Consider the following 17,025-nt stretch of genomic DNA (forward strand, 5'->3'; position numbering starts at 1 on the left):
TCTGATGGATAGTGCGGGAGGACACGGTGAGCACCGACCCGTGGGGCCGGGTAGACGACGACGGCACCGTCTACGTGCGTACGGCTGAGGGAGAGCGAGCCGTCGGGTCCTGGCAGGCCGGTGAAGCGGACGAGGCACTGGCCTACTTCCATCGCAAGTACGACGAGCTGGCCGGCCAGGTCACGCTGCTGGAGCAGCGCCTGAAAGGCACCGACCTGGCCCCGGCGCAGGCCGAGGCCAGCATCGTCAAGCTCCGCGAAGCGGTCGCCGACGCGCACGCCATCGGCGACCTCGCCGCGCTGACGGCCCGTCTCGACGGCCTGACGGAGGCGGTCGCGCAGCGGCGCGAGGAGGTCAAGGCCGCGCGTGAGCACGCGCGCGCCGAGGCCAGGACGGTCAAGGAACGCATCGTCGACGAGGCCGAGCGCATCGCCGACGAGACCACCCACTGGAAGTCGGGCGGTGAGCGGCTGCGCCAGCTGGTCGAGGAGTGGAAGGCGGCCGACCGCATCGACCGCGTCACCGAGGCCGCGCTGTGGAAGCGGCTCTCGGCCGCCCGCACCGCCTTCGCCAAGCGGCGCAAGGTGTACTTCGCGGGGCTCGACGAGCAGCGCGAGGGCGTACGCGCCGAGAAGGAGCGCATCGTCGCCGAGGCGGAGGCGATCGCCGACTCGACCGACTGGGGCACGACGGCGGCCGTCTACCGCGACCTGATGCAGCGCTGGAAGAGCGCGGGCCGGGCGTCGCGGGAGGTCGAGGACGAGCTGTGGGCGCGGTTCAAGGGCGCCCAGGACCTGTTCTTCCAGGCCCGCTCGGCGGTGTTCGCCGAGCGCGACGCGTCCCTGGCGGCCAACGCCGAGCTCAAGGAGGTGCTGCTGACGGAGGCCGAGAAGATCCTTCCGGTCACCGACGTCCGCACGGCCAGGGCGGCGCTGCGCCACATCCTGGAGCGCTGGGAGGCGGCCGGTCCGGTGCCGCGCGAGCAGCGCGACCGTCTCGAAGGCGGCCTGCGCAAGGTGGACGACGCCGTGCGCAAGGCCGAGGACGCCGAGTGGAAGCGGTCCAACCCCGAGGCCAGGGCTCGCGCCCAGAACGCGGTCGACCAGCTGCGCACCGCGATCGAGCAGCTGGAGAAGCGCCTGGTCAAGGCCGAGGCGGCCGGACGCGCCAAAGACGTGAAGGAGGCCGAGGAGGCCATCACGGCCCGCCGCTCGTGGCTGGAGGAGGCCGAGCGGACGCTGGCCGAGTTCAGCTGAGGTTCCTGCCGGTCCGCGGGCGAAGGGGGTCGCCTGCGTACCTGGTATTCGGAGTGCCCGGTCGGCTCGGGGAGTTCTAGGGTGTTGGGCATGGAAGCTGTGCCCGCCGCGCGTGCCCTGGTCGCCGAGCTGTTCCCGGACGCGCTCTACGCCTTCCTGGGCGGCAGCGTGCTGACCGGCCACCGCACGAGCCGGTCCGATCTCGACGTGGTCGTGGTACTGGACGGCCTGGCCGTGCCCTACCGCGAGTCGCTGCGCTGGCATGACTGGCCGGTCGACCTGCTGGTGCACAACGAGCTGAGCCTGACCGGCTGGGCCGACCGCGATCTGGCCGGCCACCGGCCGACCTTGCCGCGCCTGTGCGCCGACGGCGTGGTGCTCACCGACCGGGCGGGCCGCGCCGCCGAGGTACAGGCGGTCATGCGCGAACGCCTCTCCGCCGGTCCCGGCCCCACCGCGCCCCAGATGCTGGATCGAGCTCGCTACGTCCTGTCGGACCTGCTCGACGACCTGGCGGGCGCGACGGAGCCGGGCGAGCTGGCGTTCATCCGCTGGCAGGTCGTCCAGGAGTCGGCCCGGCTGGCGCTGACGGCCGCGGGCCGCTGGCACGGCTCGGGCAAGTGGCTGCTGCGCGAGTTGCGCGCGTACGACGCGGCGCTCGCCGACGAACTGCTGTCCGCCCACGACGATCCGGTACGCCTGGCCGCCGCGGCCGAAAGCGTGCTGGAGCGGGCCGGAGGGCGCCTGTGGGAGGGCTACCGGGCCGATGGAGACCCTTTCCACCAGCGGCTGCGCCACATCGCCTCAGGCGATCTGACGTCCGAGACCGCCCAGAGCTCCGGCATGCGTCGCCTGGCCGCCGTCAGCGGGCCTACGGCCGGGTCCGGCAAGCTGTGGATGGGCCAGACCCACGTCGCCCCGTCGACGCGCTCGGCGGATCACCATCACGGGGAGTCGGAGACGGCCATCTACGTGGTCAGCGGCACGCCGTCGTTCGTGTTCCTCGACCCCCAGGACGCACGCGAGACGCGGCTGGAGGCGAAGCCGGGGGACTACATCTTCGTCCCGCCCTACATGCCGCACCGCGAGGAGAATCCAGACCCGGAGCAGGAGGCCGTGGTCGTCATCGCCCGCAGCACGCAGGACGCGATCGTGGTCAACCTGCCCGATCTGTCCACGCACGCGCGCCGCCGACCCGGCATCTGATCTGGCTACGTGCTCGCGCCGCTGACCCGGTAGACGTCGAAGACGCCCTGAATGTTGCGGACGGCCTTCAGCACATGACCGAGATGCTTGGGATCGCCCATCTCGAAGGTGAACTTGCTGACCGCCACCCGGTCTCGCGAGGTGGTCACCGAGGCGCTGAGGATGTTGACGTGCTGGTCGGACAGGGTCCGGGTGACGTCGGACAGCAGGCGGGGCCGGTCGAGGGCCTCGACCTGGATGGCCACCAGGAAGACCGAGTCGTCGCCCGGCGACCAGCTCACCTCCACCAGGCGGTCGGGCTGCGACTTGAGCTGCACGATGTTGGTGCAGTCGGCGCGGTGCACGGACACGCCGTGCCCCCGGGTGACGAAGCCGACGATCTCGTCGCCGGGCACCGGGGTGCAGCACTTCGACAGGCGTACCCAGACATCGGAGTCGCCCGCGACGACCACGCCCGCGCCGCCGCCCCGGGGACGGCCGCGCAGGCGCGTCGGGAGCGAGGTCTCGGCGATGTCCTCCTCGGCGCTGTCGACGCCGCCGATGGAGGCCACGAGCTTCTGCACGACCGTCTGCGCGGCGACGTGCCCCTCCCCCACGGCCGCGTAGAGCGCGGACACGTCGGGATAGCGCAGGTCGCGGGCCAGGGCCAGCAGCGACTCGCCGGACATCAGGCGTTGCAGCGGCAGCCCCTGCTTGCGCATGGCCCGGCCGATGGCCTCCTTGCCCGCCTCGATCGCGGTCTCGCGGCGCTCCTTGGAGAACCACTGGCGGATCTTGTTGCGGGCGCGGCCGGACTTGACGAACTTGAGCCAGTCGCGTGACGGACCGGCGTCGGGCGACTTCGAGGTGAAGATCTCGACCGTGTCACCGTTGCCCAGCCGCGACTCCAGCGGCACCAGGCGGCCGTTCACACGGGCGCCGATGCAGCGGTGGCCGACCTCGGTGTGGACCGCGTAGGCGAAGTCGACCGGGGTCGCCCCCTCCGGCAGCGCCACCACCTGGCCGCGCGGGGTGAAGACGTAGACCTCGGAGACCGACAGGTCGAAACGGAGCGACTCCAGGAACTCACCCGGGTCGGAGGTCTCCTTCTGCCAGTCGAGGAGCTGGCGCAGCCAGGCCATGTCGCTGCCCGGCTTGACCTTGCCCGCGGGGCCCGGGGCGCCGACCTCCTCTTTGTACTTCCAGTGGGCGGCCACGCCGTATTCGGCCCTGTGGTGCATGGCGTGCGTACGGATCTGCAGCTCGACGGGCTTGCCCTCGGGACCGATCACCGTGGTGTGCAGCGATTGGTACATGTTGAACTTGGGCATCGCGATGTAGTCCTTGAACCGGCCGGGGACCGGGTTCCAGCGCGCGTGGATCGTTCCGAGGGCCGCATAGCAGTCGCGCACGCTGTCGACGAGGACTCTGATGCCCACCAGGTCGTAGATGTCGTCGAAGGCCACGTCCCTGGCGATCATCTTCTGGTAGACCGAGTAGTAGTGCTTGGGCCGGCCCTTGACCAGCGCGCGGATCTTGGCATCACGCAGGTCGCCGGAGACCTTCTCGATGACCTCCTGCAGGAACAGGTCCCTGCGCGGGGCCCGCTCCGACACCATGCGCGCGATCTCGTCGTAGCGCTTGGGGTAGAGCATGGCGAAGGCCAGGTCCTCCAGCTCCCACTTGATGGTGTTCATGCCCAGGCGGTGAGCCAGCGGGGCGAAGATCTCCAGAGTCTCGCGGGACTTCTGGTGGCGCTTGTGCTCGGGCAGGTAACGCATCGTGCGCATGTTGTGCAGCCGGTCGGCCAGCTTGATGATCAGCACCCGGATGTCGCGCGACATCGCCACGACCATCTTGCGCACGGTCTCGGCCTGCGCGGCGTCGCCGAACTTGACCTTGTCGAGCTTGGTGACGCCGTCGACCAGTGACGAGATCGTGTCGCCGAAGTCGCCACGCAGCTCGTCGAGGCCGTAAGCGGTGTCCTCGACGGTGTCGTGCAGCAGGGCCGCGCACAGCGTCTCGTCGTCGGTGCCCAGCTCGGCCAGGATGGTGGCCACGGCCAGCGGGTGGGTGATGTACGGGTCGCCGCTCTTCCGCTTCTGGTCGCGGTGATGATAGGCGGCGACGTCGTAGGCGTGCTCAATCAGGCGCAGGTCGGCCTTGGGGTGGGTGGCACGAACCGTCCTGAACAGCGGCTCCAGCACCGGATTCATGGCCCCACCCCCAAATCGCCGTCGACGCACCGCCGGGACACCGGGCGCCGTCTCGGCACTCCCTGCGTCAGTTACGTCGGGCACGACCACATCACGGGGCACACAGACTCCTTACCATCGAGTCCAGGCCCCCCAGTGTATCCAGGTGAGAAACCTGGCCTCTCTCGGGTCGGGCTCAGACGATCACAAGGGAGCGCAAATCCACTCCCGCGAGACGCTCGCGTCCCTTGAGAAAGGCCAGCTCCATCAGTACGGCGACGCCGACGACCTCGGCTCCGGCCCTGCGCACCAGTTGTACGGTGGCCTCCGCCGTGCCGCCGGTGGCGAGCACGTCATCGACGATGAGCACCCGGTCACCTTCGGTGAAGGCGTCGCGGTGCACCTCGATGGTCGCGGATCCGTACTCGAGATCGTAGGACTCCTCCAGGGTTTCGGAGGGGAGTTTGCCCTTTTTTCTGATGGGCACGAACCCGGCCCCCGCCCGGTACGCCACCGGAGCGGCCAGAATGAAGCCCCGCGCCTCGATCCCGACGATCTTGTCCACGTCGAACGCGCCGGCCAGTTCGTCGACCACGGCCGTGAACGCCACCGGGTCGGCCAGCAGCGGGGTGATGTCCTTGAACATGACTCCCGCCTGGGGGTAGTCGGGCACGTCCCTGATCCGGTCGCAGATCAGCGAGCTCAGGTCGCTCATGACGGCACTCCTTCGGTTGACCGCCCAGCGGTCCTCTCCCACGACTGACGGCCTCCATGATGGCCCATCCGACGGACCACCGGCGCCCGCCGGGGGCGGTAAGTGGCATTCACCCGGTTATGTCCGGCGCTGTGAGGGCCCTCAGGGCTTCCATAAACCGACGCCCCCACCCAGGTGGGCGGAGGCGTCGTTCGTGCGTGTACGGGCCCGTGTGGGCCAGGCCGGGCTAACCCTTGGCCGTCGCCGCGCTCTTGGCGCCCTTGCCACCCTTGGTGCCGGTGGAGGCCAGTCGCCTGGCGATGGCCTGGTATTTCGGCTCCCGCTCCTTCAGCGTCACCAGCAGCGGCGTGGCCACGCACAGCGAGGAGTAGGTGCCGACGATCATGCCGACGAACAGTGCCAGCGACAGGTCCTTCAGCGTGCCCGCGCCGAGCAGCGTGGTGCCGATGAACAGGATCGCCGCCACCGGCAGGATCGCGACCAGCGAGGTGTTCAGCGACCTGATCAGCGTGTGGTTCAGCGCGTTGTTGGCCGCCATCGAGTACGTCTGCTTCGACGTGGTGCCCAGCTTGCCGGTGACTTCCTTGATCATGTCGAACACCACGACCGCGTCGTAGAGCGAATAACCGAGGATGGTCAGGAAGCCGAGCAGCGTCGCGGGCGTGACCTCGAAGCCCGACCAGGCATAGACGCCCGCCGTGATGACGAGGTCGTGGATGAGCGCGACGATCGCGGCCAACGCCATCTTCGGCTCGAACGCCATCGACAGGTACAGAATGATCGCCAGCATGAAGACGCCCAGGCCGATCCACGCCTTCTTGGACACCTCACCGCCCCAGGACGCGCCGATCGACTGGATGTCGACGTCCTTGACCGGGACGCCGAAGTCCTTCGAGACGGCGTTCTGGACCTTGGTCACCGCGCCCGGGTTGAGGCTCTCGGTGGTGACCCGCCAGCGATCGCCGGCCGTCTGCACGATCGGCTGGTGTACGCCCTCCTCCCGGAAGGAGTCGCGGACCTGCTGGATCGTGGCGGTCTGCGCCTTGAAGGCGAAGACCGACCCGCCCTTGAACTCCACGCCCAGGTTGAGCCCGTTGATCAGCAGCCCGGCGAGGGACACGATCAGCAGGAAGCCGGAAAGGCTGTACCAGAGCTTCCAGCGGCCGACGAAGTCAACGTCGATCTCGCCGCGGTAGAGGCGACGCCCCAGTCCCATCTCAGGCCTCCTGCGGGGTGGTCGTACGGCCGGTGGTGCCAAGATCCTGGCTCATACGCTCGGAGTCGAGGCCGGACAGCGGGTGCCCCTTGGCGAAGAACTTGAGCTTGGCCAGCACCGCGATGAGCGGCTTCGTGAACAGAAAGACCACCACGACGTCGATCAACGTGGTCAGGCCCATCGCGAACGCGAACCCGGCCACACCGCCCACCGCCAGCAGGTAGAGCACGATCGCGGCGATGAACATGACGGCGTCGGCGATCAGGATCGTGCGCCGCGCACGCACCCAGGCCACCTCGACGGCCGCGCGAAGCGTGCGCCGCCCTTCCTTCATCTCATCTCGTATGCGTTCGAAGTAGACGATGAAGGAGTCGGCGGTGATGCCGATCGAGACCACCAGACCGATGATGTGCGGCAGCGACAGCCGGAACCCGGCGTTGTGGCCGAGCACGACCACCGCCGTGTAGGTGATGACCGTGGCGATCCCGAGGCTGAGGACGGCGACGATGCCCAGGCCGCGGTAGTAGAACAGCGAGTAGAGCACCACGAGGCCGAGGCCGATGGCGCCGGAGATCAGGCCGCCCATGAGCTGGTCCTGGCCGAGCGTCGAGGACACGGTGTCGATCGAGCTGGGGTTGAACTTCAGCGGCAGCGCGCCGTACTTCAGCTGGTCGGCCAGATCGGTGGCGGTCTTCTGCGTGAAGCCGCCGGTGATCTCGGCGCGGCCGCCCGGGATCGGGCCGATGATGTTGGGCGCGGTGATCACGACGCCGTCGAGCACGACGGCGACCTTGTTGCGCGGCTCCTGCGAGTTGAACGCGGTCGAGGTGAGCTTGCTCCACTCACTCGCGCCGCTGCTCTTGAAGTCGAGCTGGACGAGCCACTGCGTGCTGCCCTGCTGGACGCCGGCGCTGGCCGAAGAGATGTCGGTGCCGACGACCTTGGCCACGTCGAGGACGTACTTGAGGCTGCCGTCGGACTCACACGCGGCGAACTGCTTGGCCGGGTCGTCCTGGACGCCCTTCCCGCGGTTCTTCGGATCGCTGCAGTCGAGCTTCTTGAACTGCGCGAGCACGGCCGGGTCGATGCCCTGGGTGTTGATCCCCGCGTTGGGGTCCTGGGCGGGCGGCTGGCCGCTCGACGTCGGAGTGGGCGCCGGCGTGGCCTTGGGGTCCTTCTGGCCCTTCTTGGTGTCCTGAGCCTTCGGCGTCTCCTGGGCCTTGGGCGCCCCGGTCGCCGGAGCGCTGGCCGACGGGGTGGCCGACGGCGCGACGAGCGCCGAGGACAGGGCCTTGCCCGTGGGCGACGCGCTGGGCTTGGGGGCCCTCGCCGACGATGACGGCTTGGCCGACGGCGCGGAGGATGCCGTGCTGGACGGGGCGGCGGACGGCGAGGTGCCCGGCTTGGGCGCCTCGGTGGCGAGCTCCTGCGGAGTCTGCGTGGCCGCCATGGCGAGCACCTGGCGGAAGCGGAGCTCCGCCGTGGTGCCGACCAGCTTGATGACCTCCTCCTGACCAGCGCCCGGAACGGAGATGATGATGTTGTCGCCTGACTTGGCGACCTCCGCGTCGGACAGGCCGGTGCCGTTGACCCGGTCGCGGATGATGTTCACCGCGCGGTCCAGGATCTCCTCAGGCGGGGCGGCGCCGTTCAGGGTCACGGGCGACAGAGTCACCGTCGTGCCGCCGGCGAGATCGAGTGCCAGCTTGGGCGTGAACGCCTTCTGCAGGAACATCGTCCCGCCCAGGGCGATGATGAGCGCCAGCAGCACCAGGAGCGTTCGCCCCGGTCGGCTGTGGCGGCTGGTCGGTCGGGCCACTGGTCGTCAGTCTTTCAGATAGGGGTTTGAGGCAGAGCCTAGTCAGGACTGCTTGGTGCTGGAGTCCTTGCCGCCGTTGCGCTCCACGGTCGTCTCGGTCTCCTCACGGGGAGTGTTGTCCTTGTCGTCACCCTTAACGTCATCGCCCTTAACGTTGTCGCCCTTGACGACCTCGTGGCCGGCCGTGTCGTCGGTGACGACGTCGTCCACCACGGGCTCGTCGGCGAGAGGCTCGTCAGCCGGAGCGTCGCCGGGGGTGACGACACGCCCGATGGCGGCCTTCACCCACCGAGTCTCGATCCCGGGCGCGACCTCGAGGATCACGTCCTCATTGTCCACCGCGACCACGGTTCCGAACAGGCCGGTGGTGGTCATGACACGGGCACCCGGACCCAATGAGTTCTGCATGGCGGTCGCTTCTTGCTGGCGCTTGCGCTGGGGACGGATCAGCAAGAAGTAGAACACCACCACCAGAAGGATCAGCGGCAGGATGCTTCCGAGTTGTCCCATGTTCATAAGGGGCGACCTTCCATTGTCGTACAAGAAGTTGACACCGGCCTCGCGCCGGAAATTCCGTGCGTAGCTTCGGGGCCGCGCCGCTCAGCCCGTCAGCCTACACAGCCAGCCAAGCCACGGAGTGTAGGCGCTTGTTGCGAAACGCGGCAACGAAGCAGCGTTTCGGCGCGCGGGGAAGTTCCCATATTGAAACGGTTGCAACCGTTCTGTGATCAGTCGAAAAGTGTCGCTCCGAATGCGTCGGGTGGCGGTGTCATCCCGAGGTGGTGCCACGCCGCGGCGGTGGCGACCCGGCCGCGCGGGGTCCTGGCCAGCAGTCCTTGGCGTACGAGGAAGGGTTCGGCCACCACTTCGACGGTCTCCGGCTCCTCGCCGACGGCCACGGCGAGCGTGGACAGGCCGACGGGGCCGCCGCCGAACTTGCGCAGCAGCACCCCGAGCACCGCACGGTCGAGCCGGTCGAGACCTTCGGGGTCGACTTCGTACAGGTTGAGCGCCGCGGAGGCGATGTCGCGGTCGATGACGCCTTCCGTGCGCACGTCGGCGAAGTCGCGGACCCGGCGCAGCAGGCGGTTGGCGATGCGGGGTGTGCCGCGCGAGCGCCTGGCGATCTCGTGCGCCCCCTCGACCGGCAGCGTCACCTCGAGCAGCCTGGCCGAGCGGTAGAGCACCCGCTCCAACTCCTCGACCTCGTAGAAGTCCATGTGCGCGGTGAAGCCGAACCGGTCGCGTAGCGGCGCGGGCAGCAGACCGGCCCTGGTGGTGGCGCCGACCAGGGTGAACGGCGCGATGTCCAGCGGGATCGCGGTGGCGCCGGGGCCCTTGCCGACGATGATGTCGACGCGGAAGTCCTCCATCGCGAGATAGAGCATCTCCTCCGCGGGCCGGGCCATCCGGTGGATCTCGTCGATGAACAGCACCTCGCCCTCGGCCAGCGTCGACAGGATGGCCGCGAGGTCACCGGCCCGCTCCAGGGCCGGCCCTGAGGTGATGCGGAGCGGAGCGCTCAACTCGGCTGCGATGATCATAGCCAGTGTCGTCTTGCCCAGACCCGGCGAACCGCTCATCAGCACATGATCCGGCGGCCGCTGGCGCCGCATGGCGCTCTCCAGCACCAGCGACAGCTGCTCCCGCACTCGCGCCTGGCCGATGAACTCGCTCAGCCGCTTGGGCCGCAGCGCCGCCTCGATCTGCAGCTCGTCGCCCTCGGCGTCGGGTGAGACGAGATCACGCTCAAGGCTCACGCCTGGACCTCCCCGCTCATCGCGCGCTGCTCAACGATCGCAGGGCGGCCTTCAGCAGGACGGCGACCTGCGGGTCGTCACCCGCCTCCGGCTCGACCGCGGCGATGGCCTCGTCGGCGTCCTTGCCGGAGTAGCCCAGCCCGACCAGCCCCGAGTGGACCTGGTCGCGCCAGGCGGCCGCCCGCCGGTTGCCGTTGAGCGCCGCGTCGAGCGCCTCGTCGGGCGTGCCGAGCCGGTCCTTGAGCTCCAGCACGATGCGCTGGGCGCCTTTCGGGCCGATGCCCGGCACCTTGGTGAGGGCCTTGAGGTCGGCGGAGGCCACGGCGACGCGCAGCGCGTTGGGCGGGTGGACGGCGAGCATGGCCAGCGCCACCTTGGGGCCGACGCCGCTGGCCGTCTGGAGCAGCTCGAAGACGGTGCGCTCGTCGGCGGTGGCGAAGCCGTAGAGGGTGAGCGACTCCTCTCGCACCACCAGCGACGTGGCCAGCCGCGCCTCCTCGCCCACCCTGAGCGCGGCGAGGGTGGCCGGTGTGCAGTGGGTGAGGATGCCGACCCCGCCGACCTCGATCACCGCACCATGGGGGGTGATCGCCGTCACCTGCCCGGCCACGGACGCGATCACAGCGCAACGCCCTTTCCTGTCGTACGGCCCTGGACCGTGCGGCTCTGGGCCGTGCGGCTCTGGGCCGTACGGCTCTGGGCCCTGGCCACGGCCTCGGCCAGCTTGTGCTGGGCGCCGCCGCGCCACACGTGGCAGATGGCCAGGGCGAGCGCGTCGGCGGCGTCGGCGGGCTTGGGCATCTCGCTGAGCCGCAGCAGGCGGGTCACCATGGCGCCGATCTGCTTCTTGTCGGCGGTGCCGCTGCCGGTGATGGCCGCCTTGACCTCGGACGGGGTGTGGAGCGCGACGGGCAGGCCGCGCCTGGCCGCGCAGAGGACCGCGATGCCCGCCGCCTGGGCGGTGCCCATGACCGTGCGGACGTTGTGCTGGCTGAACACTCGCTCGACCGCCACCGCGTCGGGGCGCACGTCGTCGAGCCACTGCTCGATGCCGGCCTCGATGCCGACCAGCCGGGTGCCCAGCTCCTCGTCGGCGCCGGTGCGCACCACGCCGACGGCCACCAGGGACAGCGGCGCGCCCGGCCGCCCCTCGACCGCGCCAAGGCCACACCGGGTCAGCCCCGGATCGACGCCCATCACCCGCACCGGTCTGCCTCCCCGCGCCGCCGAACATCTGTTCGGCACGAGACTCTACCCCGGCTGACGTGCCCGCGCATCGGGAAACGCCCGCGAGCGTGGGCCGGTCGTCGGGAACGCGCGCGAGCGTGGGCCGGTCGTCGGGAACGCGCGCGAGCCTGGGCCAGCCGTCGGGAACGCGCGCGAGCCTGGGCCAGCCGTCCAGAACGCCCGCCACCGTGGGCCCGCCGGGGAACGGATGTGGATGGGGCGGTCAGAAGTAGTCCAGCATGTACGGCTTGGCGGCGAAGACGGTGTCCAGCAACTCGTCGTAGCGCTCGTGCCCGGACATGAGACCGCCGCGCCGCAGCGTGGCCGCCGGGATCCCGGCGTACAGGGCGGAGAGGCCATTGATCGACAGCATCGCCCCGGACTCCCCCGAGCCCCCGAGCGGGGTGGCGGCCCCGGAGCCGCCGGAGAACTCCAGCCGCCAGCGTCCCGTGTTGCCCGCCCGCAGCCGGTCGGTCACCTCGACGACCGCCTCACCCGCGACGGCGGCCGGGTATCCCCTGCGCTCCACGGCCGCCGCCACGTCGAGGACGCGGAACATCCACCGCACCTGCTTGATCTGCTCCGTGGACCGCTCACGCAGCAGCCACAGCACCGGGTCGTCGGGCGCGACGTTGGCGGTGACGTGCTCGGCCATCGACGACGCGGTGCCCACCAGCGACCACAGCGCCCTGGCGCTCTCCTCGGACTCGGCGACGAGGTTGTCGACCTCGATGTCCGGGCCGTCCCAGCGGTAGACGACGTAGCCGTCCGGGGCCAGATAGAGGAAGTCGTCCTCCTCGCCGAGCCGCAGCGCCCAGGTGCGCTCGTCCCATGAGACGGGGCCGGAGGCGCGCGCGGCGCCGTGTGCCCGCCGCAGCACCGAGACCACCTCGGCCGCGTCGCCGGGACCCATCCTGCGCAGCTCGACCCGGCCGCTCGGCGGGATCGTCCGCAGCGACTCGGCCGGGAGCGTGACGCGCTGCTGCGCTCCCGCGTGCTCGTAGCCGGCCGAGCGGTACAGCGGCGTGGTCGCCGGATAGAGCGCGGACACGGCGTCGCCGAAGGCCACGGCCCGCTCCACGGTGGCCCGCATGAGCCGCCCGCCGACGCCCTTGCCCCGATCCTCCGGGCTGACGGTGACGGCCGCGACCCCGGCCATGGGCTGCGGCTTGCCGTGCCACCACTGGGTGAACGGGCTCAGCCGCGAGGTCGCGACCAGCCTGGTCCCGTCGAACATGCCCAGGTAGCGGCCCTCGGCCAGCGCCGGCAGCGCCGCCTTTCGCCAGCGCTCCCGCTCGGCGGCCGGGATCAGGCCGAAGGAGCGCTGGCGGAGGTCAAGAACGGCGTCGAGGTCGTCGGAGGTCACATCACGGATGTCCACGGTCCCACAATTTACGCAGGTGAGAGGTCCGCCCGCGAACGGCCCACGGTGATGGCGAGCCGGTCGAGGTAGAGCAGCTGCGCGGCGACGATCCCGATCAGTGCCACGGCGACCACGGCAAGCGGCGTGGCCAGGCCGACGTCGGGCGGGGCCGCGCTGTAGCCGCTCGACCGGGTGAGCAGCTGGACCGGCGCGGTGGCCAGGCCGGGGTCCTGGGCGACCAGCAGGGGCCACAGGAGGTCCTGGCCGTTCACGAGTGTGATGGCCAGCACGAGGATGCCGGCCATGGGGAGTGAGGGCAGGACCACGCCGCTCAGGAAGTCCTTGCCGGTACGCGCGGCCAGCCCCTTGCACAGCAGCGTCAGGATCAGCAGGGCGGGCACGCTGACCAGCACCGGCTGGACGAGGGCGATGAAGGAGTCGATCAGGCTCATGCCGCGGATGGTGCGCCAATCGGCCAGGCTCAGCGGGCCCATCCCGACGAACAGCCAGGGGGCGAACACGAGCAGCAGCCACTCGCTCCTACGACCCAGCGGCCGCAGCCCGCCGATGCCGAGCGCCCCGAGGTAGGCGACGCCCACCGACACCAGCGCGCCGATCAGGGCGGGCGCCCAGGTGTTGACAACGGTGCCCAGCCCGGACGGGGCCGCGGATCCCGGCTGGGCGGGCGCCAGCAGCGCCGACAGCCACGGCCAGGTCAAGGCGAGCCCGACGGCGGCGACGATGACCAGCGCCACCACGCCGACGACCACCTTGGCCCCGGAGCCGGACCGTGCGGCGGCGCTCTCCGCCCGCGCGGTCGCCTCTCGGGGCTCGACCGTGATGCGCATGCCGCTCGCCGCCGCCACGCAGACCGCGCCGATCCCCAGGACGCCCAGGACCACCCCCATGATGGTCGCCACCGTGGCGCCCAGCCCGACCCTGCCCACCATGAACGCGTAGGTGTACTGGACGAGGCTCAGCGTCTGTGTGGACCCGTTGGGCCCGCCGTGCGTCAGGGTCAGCCCGATCGCGAACGTCTGCAGCCCGGCGGCGACCATCGCCAGGGCGACGAGCCCGCCCACGGCCAGCAGGGCCGGTGAGACGGTGCCGCCGCGCAGCGCGGGCAGGAAGGCCATCGTCGCCAGCGCGCAGACCACGCCGAAGGTGGCGGCGGCCATGATGAGCTGGAGCGTTCCCGGAGCCGTGGCGGGATCGCGCAGGCCCTCGGCCATCGTGGCCAGACCGGACGCGTCGGACATCAGCCCGCGCATCCAGGAGAGCGCCACGGCCACCGGGGAGAAGGCCACCAGGGCGAGGGACAGCACGATCCGCCCGGCCCGCCTCGGCCAGGCGCCCGACCAGTCGAGCGCCAGCGCGAGCAGCGGTCCGACCACCACGGCCACCAGCAGCGGGATGACCGTTATGGACAGCGTGAAGACCAGTGCCTTCCAGAACGCCCCTTGACCCAGCACCTGGCCGTAGTTGGCGAGTCCCACGAAGACGCTCGGGCCGGTGAGCCCGGCCGACTGGAGGCTGAGCAGGATCGTCTGGACGGTGGGCAGGAGCAAGGTGATCAACGTGCCCAGCAGGGCCGGCAGCAGGAGCAGCCAGCCGAGGGCTGGAGACGCGAAGGCGGGCGAGATGTCGGTAGAGGTATGGGGGGAGGTCACGACGCCCGACCCTACAGCGGACTCAGATCAGGCGTGCGCCATCACGCTTCCAGCTTCTCCATGATCTCGTCGGAGACGTCGAAGTTGGCGAAGACGTTCTGCACGTCGTCGCTGTCCTCGAGTGCGTCGATGAGGCGGAACACCTTCTTGGCACCGTCCTCGTCGAGCGGCACGCTCATCGTGGGCAGGAAGCTCGACTCGGCGGAGTCGTAGTCGATGCCCGCCTCCTGGAGCGCCTTGCGCACCGGCACCAGGTCCCCGGCCTCGGAGACGACCTCGAAGGAGTCGCCCAGGTCGTTGACCTCCTCGGCACCCGCCTCCAGCACGGCCGTCAGCACGTCGTCCTCGTCGAGCCCCTGCTTGGGCACGAGCACGACGCCCTTGCGGTGGAACATGTAGGACACCGAGTTGGGGTCGGCCAGCGAGCCACCGTTGCGGGTGAGCGCGACGCGCACCTCGGAGGCCGCGCGGTTGCGGTTGTCGGTGAGGCACTCGATGAGCACCGCGACGCCGCCGGGCGCGTAGCCCTCGTACATGATGGTCTGCCAGTCGGCGCCGCCCGCCTCCAGGCCGCCGCCGCGCTTGCGGGCCCGCTCGATGTTGTCGTTGGGCACCGAGTTCTTCTTGGCCTTGAAGATGGCGTCGAAGAGCGTCGGGTTGGCGTCCGGATCAGGACCGCCGGTCCGGGCCGCCACCTCGATGTTCTTGATGAGCTTCGCGAACAGCTTGCCGCGCTTGGCGTCGAGCGCGGCCTTCTTGTGCTTCGTCGTCGCCCATTTGGAGTGGCCGGACATTACCTAGAGCTCCCTCAGCATGTCTACGAAGTATCGGTGCACGCGCGTGTCACCCGTCAGCTCAGGGTGGAACGAGGTCGCGAGCAGCGGTCCTTGGCGGACCGCGACGATCCTATCCCCAGGCTCGGCGATGCCCAGCACTTCGACGTCCCTGCCGAGCGATTCGACCCACGGGGCGCGGATGAAGATGGCGTGCACCCGCTCGCCGGCGAAGTCCAGATCGGACTCGAAGGAGTCGATCTGGCGGCCGAAGGCGTTGCGCCTGACGACCATGTCGATGCCGCCGATGGTCTGCTGTCCCTCGGCGCCGTCCTCGATCCGGTCGGCCAGCATGATCATGCCGGCGCAGGAGCCGTACGCGGGCATGCCATCCTTGATCCGCATCCGCAGGGGTTCGAGCAGGTCGAAGGTGTCGGCGAGCTTCCACATAGTGGTCGACTCGCCGCCGGGGATGACCAGGCCGTCGACCGTGTCCAGCTCGGCGGGCCGGCGTACGGCGATGGCCGACGCGCCGGCCTCCTGGAGCATGCGCACATGCTCGCGCACGCTTCCCTGGAGAGCGAGTACACCGATCGTGGGCACGGGGATCCTTCCGTCCGGCTTACGGGTTTCCGACAATTCAACACCAGGACGGCCTGGGATCTTCCTAGAGGGCGGCGATCACGCCACCGCGGCGGTCTCCTGGGCCACGACGTCCACGCGGGACAGGGCGCTCAGGTGGTGGCGCCGGGCGTACAGGATGGCCATGCCGATCAGGCAGCAGAGGGCGCCGAGCGCGTACGGGACCGGGGCGCCGAGTTCCTCGCCCAGCTTGGTGGCGATGAAGGGGGCCAGCGCGCCGCCCATCCAGCGGACGAAGTTGTAGCCGGCGGAGGCGACGGGCCGGGGCGCGTCGGAGACCTCCATGGCCGACTCGGTGAAGACGGTGTTGTTCAGGCCGATCGGGATGCCGGACAGGATCGTGCAGACGATGATCCCGGCGTGTCCCGACACGGCGATGCCGACCTGGAGGACGGCCAGCAGGGCCAGCGCCAGGTGCAGGACGTTCACCGAGCCGATCCGGCGCTGCAGCGGCGGCGCGCCGAACACCGAGGCGAGCGCCACGCACACACCCCAGCCGAAGAACACCGCGCCGATGCCGTAGGCGCTCATGTGCAGGATGAACGGGGTGAAGGCGAGGATCGTGAAGAACGCGAAGTTGTAGAACAGCGCGGTGAAGGCCGTGGTGGACAGTCCTCCATGGGTCAGGGCCCGGAGGGGCGCGCTCAGCTTGGTCCTGACGGCGGGCTTGGGCGTCGTCTCCAGCAGTGTGGCGATCAGCACGAATCCGGCGGCCATCAACGTGGCGGTGCCGAAGAAGGGGGCTCGCCAGTTCCAGTCGCCGAGCAGCGCGCCGGCCAGCGGGCCGGCGGAGATGCCCAGGCCGAGCGCGGCCTCGTACAGGATGATGGCCGCAGCGCCGCCGCCGCTGGCCGCGCCGACGATGACGGCGAGCGCGGTGGCCACGAACAGCGCGTTGCCCAGGCCCCAGCCGGCGCGGAAGCCGACGAGTTCGGCGACGCTGGTGGAGGTGCCCGCGAGCGCGGCGAAGACGATGACCAGCGCGAGCCCGGCCAGCAGGGTGCGCTTGCCGCCGATGCGGCTGGAGACCCAGCCGGTCAGCAGCATGGCGACGGCGGTCACCAGGAAGTAGCTGGTGAACAGCAATGACACCTGGCTGGGCGTGGCCTTCAGACCTTGGGCGATGGACGGCAGGATGGGGTCGACGAGACCGATGCCCATGAAGGCGACCACCGCGGCGAAGGCGGTGGCCCAGACGGACATC

At 70.2% G+C, this 17,025-nt stretch carries 15 protein-coding genes; 2 read left to right on the forward strand and 13 right to left on the reverse strand.

What is annotated here, in order from left to right; all coding sequences use genetic code 11:
* Positions 1–26: 26 nt before the first annotated feature.
* Positions 27–1,256, forward strand: coding sequence for a DUF349 domain-containing protein (locus AB0H88_RS43755; RefSeq protein ID WP_357654724.1), 1,230 nt, complete (start codon positions 27–29; stop codon positions 1,254–1,256).
* 90 nt (positions 1,257–1,346) lie between these two features.
* Positions 1,347–2,462 carry a cupin domain-containing protein gene (locus AB0H88_RS43760; protein WP_357654725.1) on the forward strand — a complete coding sequence of 372 codons (1,116 nt, stop codon included), beginning with the start codon at positions 1,347–1,349 and terminating at the stop codon, positions 2,460–2,462.
* Between the two features lie 5 nt (positions 2,463–2,467).
* On the opposite strand, the gene AB0H88_RS43765 is transcribed toward AB0H88_RS43760, so the two are convergent.
* The 13 genes from AB0H88_RS43765 to AB0H88_RS43825 all read right to left on the reverse strand — a co-directional run bounded on the left by AB0H88_RS43765 (position 2,468) and on the right by AB0H88_RS43825 (position 17,024).
* Positions 2,468–4,657, reverse strand: coding sequence for a bifunctional (p)ppGpp synthetase/guanosine-3',5'-bis(diphosphate) 3'-pyrophosphohydrolase (locus tag AB0H88_RS43765; protein ID WP_357654727.1), 2,190 nt, complete (start codon positions 4,655–4,657; stop codon positions 2,468–2,470).
* 175 nt (positions 4,658–4,832) lie between these two features.
* Positions 4,833–5,351 carry an adenine phosphoribosyltransferase gene (locus AB0H88_RS43770; RefSeq protein ID WP_357654728.1) on the reverse strand — a complete coding sequence of 173 codons (519 nt, stop codon included), beginning with the start codon at positions 5,349–5,351 and terminating at the stop codon, positions 4,833–4,835.
* Positions 5,352–5,577: 226 nt separating this feature from the next.
* Positions 5,578–6,567 (reverse strand): protein translocase subunit SecF, encoded by a 990-nt coding sequence (gene secF, locus AB0H88_RS43775; RefSeq protein ID WP_357654730.1) that lies wholly within the window; start codon positions 6,565–6,567, stop codon positions 5,578–5,580.
* 1 nt (position 6,568) lies between these two features.
* Positions 6,569–8,386, reverse strand: coding sequence for a protein translocase subunit SecD (secD, locus tag AB0H88_RS43780; RefSeq protein ID WP_357654732.1), 1,818 nt, complete (start codon positions 8,384–8,386; stop codon positions 6,569–6,571).
* A 42-nt stretch (positions 8,387–8,428) separates the two neighbouring features.
* Complete coding sequence (yajC, locus tag AB0H88_RS43785; protein ID WP_357654733.1) at positions 8,429–8,896, reverse strand: preprotein translocase subunit YajC; 468 nt, start codon at positions 8,894–8,896, stop codon at positions 8,429–8,431.
* 218 nt (positions 8,897–9,114) lie between these two features.
* Positions 9,115–10,146 carry a Holliday junction branch migration DNA helicase RuvB gene (gene ruvB, locus AB0H88_RS43790; RefSeq protein ID WP_357654735.1) on the reverse strand — a complete coding sequence of 344 codons (1,032 nt, stop codon included), beginning with the start codon at positions 10,144–10,146 and terminating at the stop codon, positions 9,115–9,117.
* Between the two features lie 16 nt (positions 10,147–10,162).
* Entirely contained in the window at positions 10,163–10,768 is a 606-nt protein-coding gene (ruvA, locus tag AB0H88_RS43795; RefSeq protein WP_357654736.1) for a Holliday junction branch migration protein RuvA, read from the reverse strand.
* Positions 10,765–11,352, reverse strand: a complete 588-nt coding sequence (gene ruvC, locus AB0H88_RS43800) for a crossover junction endodeoxyribonuclease RuvC (RefSeq protein WP_357654738.1) — start codon at positions 11,350–11,352, stop codon at positions 10,765–10,767. The genes ruvA and ruvC overlap by 4 nt, the downstream gene beginning before the upstream one ends.
* A 244-nt stretch (positions 11,353–11,596) precedes the next feature.
* On the reverse strand, positions 11,597–12,754 hold the full coding sequence (locus AB0H88_RS43805) for a GNAT family N-acetyltransferase (protein ID WP_357654740.1): 1,158 nt from the start codon (positions 12,752–12,754) through the stop codon (positions 11,597–11,599).
* An 11-nt stretch (positions 12,755–12,765) separates the two neighbouring features.
* Positions 12,766–14,406: a hypothetical protein gene (locus AB0H88_RS43810; RefSeq protein ID WP_357654742.1), complete on the reverse strand. Its 1,641-nt coding sequence runs from the start codon at positions 14,404–14,406 to the stop codon at positions 12,766–12,768.
* Between the two features lie 41 nt (positions 14,407–14,447).
* Positions 14,448–15,200, reverse strand: coding sequence for a YebC/PmpR family DNA-binding transcriptional regulator (locus AB0H88_RS43815; RefSeq protein ID WP_357654744.1), 753 nt, complete (start codon positions 15,198–15,200; stop codon positions 14,448–14,450).
* A 3-nt stretch (positions 15,201–15,203) separates the two neighbouring features.
* Positions 15,204–15,782, reverse strand: coding sequence for a pyridoxal 5'-phosphate synthase glutaminase subunit PdxT (gene pdxT / locus AB0H88_RS43820; RefSeq protein WP_357654746.1), 579 nt, complete (start codon positions 15,780–15,782; stop codon positions 15,204–15,206).
* A 78-nt stretch (positions 15,783–15,860) separates the two neighbouring features.
* Positions 15,861–17,024: an MFS transporter gene (locus AB0H88_RS43825; RefSeq protein WP_357654748.1), complete on the reverse strand. Its 1,164-nt coding sequence runs from the start codon at positions 17,022–17,024 to the stop codon at positions 15,861–15,863.
* Between the last annotated feature and the right edge of the window lies 1 nt (position 17,025).

Source organism: Nonomuraea sp. NPDC050680 (assembly GCF_040654555.1).
Classification (GTDB): Bacteria; Actinomycetota; Actinomycetes; order Streptosporangiales; family Streptosporangiaceae; genus Nonomuraea.

What these genes read in the sequence shown, in the direction of transcription:
- AB0H88_RS43760 (WP_357654725.1), top strand. Translation starts at nt 1,347, where the DNA reads ATGGAAGCTGTGCCCGCCGCGCGTGCCCTGGTCGCCGAGCTGTTCCCG.
- AB0H88_RS43765 (WP_357654727.1), bottom strand. Translation starts at nt 4,657, where the DNA reads ATGAATCCGGTGCTGGAGCCGCTGTTCAGGACGGTTCGTGCCACCCAC.
- AB0H88_RS43770 (WP_357654728.1), bottom strand. Translation starts at nt 5,351, where the DNA reads ATGAGCGACCTGAGCTCGCTGATCTGCGACCGGATCAGGGACGTGCCC.
- secF (WP_357654730.1), bottom strand. Translation starts at nt 6,567, where the DNA reads ATGGGACTGGGGCGTCGCCTCTACCGCGGCGAGATCGACGTTGACTTC.
- yajC (WP_357654733.1), bottom strand. Translation starts at nt 8,896, where the DNA reads ATGGGACAACTCGGAAGCATCCTGCCGCTGATCCTTCTGGTGGTGGTG.
- AB0H88_RS43815 (WP_357654744.1), bottom strand. Translation starts at nt 15,200, where the DNA reads ATGTCCGGCCACTCCAAATGGGCGACGACGAAGCACAAGAAGGCCGCG.
- AB0H88_RS43825 (WP_357654748.1), bottom strand. Translation starts at nt 17,024, where the DNA reads ATGTCCGTCTGGGCCACCGCCTTCGCCGCGGTGGTCGCCTTCATGGGC.